This is a genomic window from Streptomyces sp. NPDC101152, assembly GCF_044768275.1.
Classification (GTDB): domain Bacteria; phylum Actinomycetota; class Actinomycetes; order Streptomycetales; family Streptomycetaceae; genus Streptomyces.
The window spans coordinates 1-2,847 of record NZ_JBIWPO010000128.1; the positions used below are offsets into that span (position 1 = coordinate 1).

Sequence of the window (2,847 nt, forward strand, 5' to 3'; positions counted from 1 at the left end):
CGACGATCTCACGGAGGCGGTCGAAGAGGCTTTCCCTCAGCACCCGGACGCTGAGATCATCCTCAGCTTCCCCGGCCTCGGCGTCCAGCTCGGCGTCCAGCTCGGCGCCCGGGTGCTCGCCGAGATCGGAGACGACAAGGCCCGCTTCGCGGACGCCCGCGGTCTGAAGGCATACGCCGGCGCCTCGCCCATCACCAGGGCCTCCGGCAAGAAGTCGAGCATCACTCGCCGGTGGGTCAAAAACGACCGCCTCAACGCCGCCGGGTACCTCTGGGCCTTCTCCTCCATCACCGCCTCGCCCGGCGCCAAGACCCACTACCGGCGCCGCCGGGACGACCATGGTGACTGGCATGCCGCCGCCCAACGGAACCTCTTCAACCGCATGCTCGGGCAGCTCTACTACTGCCTTCAGCACCAGACGCTGTTCGATGAAGACACGGCCTTTCCAACCGCTCTTGCCGCAGCTGCTTGACACGTTGAGCGCCTGAGGTGTCTGCCCCACCCCGAAGCACCCCACGCCACCACCAGCGCGCACCCGCCGGCCGACCTCGCCGAGATCGTCCGCCTCTACGGCCTGCGGCCCTGGATCGAGCAGAGCTACAAGCAGATCAAGGACGAACTGGGCTGGGCCGACTTCCAAGTCCGCTCCGACCGCGCCATCCGCCGCCACCAGACCCTGGTCAACTGCGCCTTCTCCTTCTGCTGGGACCAATGGTTCGCCCCACCCGGACCCCTGGATGCCACCGCGCCAGATCCATGTCCCGAGGAGGGGCCAGAGAGGGGGCCCAGCCGAACCACACCGGCCCCAACAGCCTTGCTGGCCCAGGGCGTTACGGGCCATCCGTTCCTGGCTCACCCCCGCCGTCACCCTCAACCGGTGGTGGCGGGCCTGGACGGACACGGACCCACCCTCCGAGCTCCAGGACCTGATCGACGCGGTCACCACCGGACACGGTCTTGATCTCTACCGCCGGATTTAACGAACTACCGGTAGAAAGTGGCCGGAAACAGGAACCGCACGTCGGTGAGTTGTTCCGACAGTTCCCACAGACGGCGGCCGGTCTGGGGATCGGCTGCCGCGGTGGACAACTGCACTTGCGTCGGGCCGCCTCGCAGCTCGGCGAAGCCGTCCGGCCCGATGAACTCACCGCCCTTCACGTCTGGGGCGGTGGCCGCGTACAGCAGGGGCAGTGCACCCTGCTCCGGGGGCTGGGCGAGCGGGGCAAGGATGCGGCCGAACAGCACCTTCACCATGCCGACCGGCGCGCTTGTTTGCAGGTTGGTGGAGGTATAGCCGGGGTGGGCGAGCACGCTGCGCACCGAGCTGCCGGCCGCGGTCAATCTCCGGTGGAGTTCCCATCCGAAGACGGCGTTGGCGAACTTCGACTGGTTGTAGAACCTCATGGGCGAGTACTTGCGCTCACCGGAAAGGTCGTCGAAGTAGAGGTGCCCCTGCCGGTGGTTGGTCGAACTTACCGTGACCACGCAGGGGTCGTTGCCGTCGGTCAGCAGGTCGAGCAGCAGACCAGTGAGCGCGAAGTGGCCGAGGTGGTTGCAGGCGAACTGCAACTCGTGTCCCTGGGCGCTCAGCGAGCGGGGCGGCGCCATTACACCGGCGTTGTTGACGAGCACGTCCAGCCGCGGATGATCGCCGCGTAACTGATCGGCGAATGCTCGGACCGAATCGAGATCGGCCAGGTCGAGGCGGCGCACTTCAAGGGCGGCGCCAGGCTGCTCAGCGGTGATCTCTGCGGCGGCCAGGTGGCCTTTTGCCTCGTCGCGCACCGCGAGGATCACGTGCCCGCCCTTGCGGGCGAGTGCCCGGGTGGTCGCCAGGCCGAGGCCGCTGTTGGCTCCGGTGACGACGAACACCCGCTTGGCCTGGTCCGGGATCTGATCGGCGGTCCAGCGCTGATTCATCCTCATGCGGCACACGTTGCCTCCTATGACACTTGGTGTCAAGAGGTTACCAAGTGCCATGGATGGCAGGCGGTAGGATTGCCCAGTGAGCCCCCGCCCTGAAGTCACCATGGCCCAACGCAAACGCCAACTCGTCTCCAACGAGCTGAGCGAAGCGGCACTGCAGCTACTGGCGCTGAAGGGATTCGACGCGGTCACCATCGACGAGATCGCGGCCACCGCCGGCGTATCCAAGCGAACCTTCTTCCGGTACTTCGCCTCCAAGGAGGACGTGGTCGTCCAGTTCCTGGCCGACATGGGCACCGGCATGCACGCAGCGCTGGCGTCTCGCCCCACCGAGGAGCAGCCTTCCGCGGCCCTGCAGCACACCGTCTGGGCCTCCATGGCCGCCTGCGCCGACCATTCCGACAGGGCACTGCGCGTCGTTCAGCTGATTCTGCGCACCCCCGCCCTGCGCGCACGCTTCCTGGAGCGCCAGGATCAGTGGCGCGACGACCTGGCAGCAGAGTTGGCGCAGCGCCTGCGGCTCGACCCCGACACCGATCTGTACCCGCAGCTAGCCGCCGGGATGGCGCTCACCGCCTTCGACGCCGTACTGCAACGGTGGAGCGGTAGCGACGGTGCTGAGGACCCCGCCGAACTGACCGACCGGGCCTTCGCCACAATTGCCCCGGCGTTGGACTCTGTTGCGTGAGCCGTCTTGCAGCCTGCGAGAGATTTCTGCTCACAAGTTGCAGGAGCTTGTCGAAGATGATCCGGTTGCTGACGCGCGGGCGTGGCAGTCCCAGAGCAGTTCGGTCAGCCATGAGGGCAGCGCGGGCACAGGTCCCCATTGACGTGCTCCCTGGCCTAAAGTCCAGGGATTCCGGCCTGGGTCGTCTGACCCTTCCGGGGACTTCCTGCTTCACCGCGCTGCGCGGGCACGTG

Annotated in this window: 3 protein-coding genes; 2 read left to right on the forward strand and 1 reads right to left on the reverse strand. The window is 67.1% G+C overall.

The genetic code is table 11. The annotated features are described in order from the left end of the window. The coding region (locus ACIRVK_RS45400; RefSeq protein WP_404258016.1) for a transposase at positions 1–472 on the forward strand (472 nt) is incomplete at its 5' end. Between the two features lie 512 nt (positions 473–984). On the opposite strand, the gene ACIRVK_RS45405 is transcribed toward ACIRVK_RS45400, so the two are convergent. Continuing rightward, positions 985–1,926 (reverse strand): oxidoreductase, encoded by a 942-nt coding sequence (locus ACIRVK_RS45405; protein ID WP_404258018.1) that lies wholly within the window; start codon positions 1,924–1,926, stop codon positions 985–987. Positions 1,927–2,029: 103 nt separating this feature from the next. Here ACIRVK_RS45405 and ACIRVK_RS45410 point away from each other — a divergent pair, with 103 nt between their 5' ends. Beyond that, on the forward strand, positions 2,030–2,614 hold the full coding sequence (locus ACIRVK_RS45410) for a TetR family transcriptional regulator (RefSeq protein ID WP_404258020.1): 585 nt from the start codon (positions 2,030–2,032) through the stop codon (positions 2,612–2,614). The last annotated feature ends 233 nt before the right edge of the window (positions 2,615–2,847 follow it).